Below are 302 nucleotides of genomic sequence, written 5' to 3'. Positions count from 1 at the left end.
AAATCTTTTGCAGGGGTCGTCTGCTGTTTGATTATCATTTCATGCTTTTCTGTGAGCTTTGCCTGCTGTTCGATTGTTTCCATGTAGTCTGTACCGTTTCCCTTATCAATCTTTTTCAGCATTTTCAAGGTTGGTGCTACCTGCCGTTGTACCCAACGCAATGTGCGGTCTAAGGTGTAAGGCTCTGGCTTTGTCGTCAGCTTCAAGCTCTGTCTGTTATCGCCGATAAACCAAGCCCAGCGGTCATTGAGTTTCCAGTCATTTTTTCGCTTGTCGGGTTCTTCATCAACAAACCGCACATA

The 302-nt window shown here is 45.4% G+C and carries 1 protein-coding gene; it reads right to left on the bottom strand.

Annotated features, from left to right (window positions below; genetic code table 11):
- Positions 1-302, bottom strand: a 302-nt coding sequence (locus tag LJD34_RS16300) for a replication initiation factor domain-containing protein (protein WP_227360396.1), incomplete at both ends; no start/stop codon positions are given.

It is taken from the genome of Faecalibacillus sp. MSK20_93, assembly GCF_020589945.1.
Taxonomy (GTDB): domain Bacteria; phylum Bacillota_I; class Bacilli_A; order Erysipelotrichales; family Coprobacillaceae; genus Faecalibacillus; species Faecalibacillus intestinalis.
This window is presented reverse-complemented; position numbering and strand designations above follow the sequence as displayed.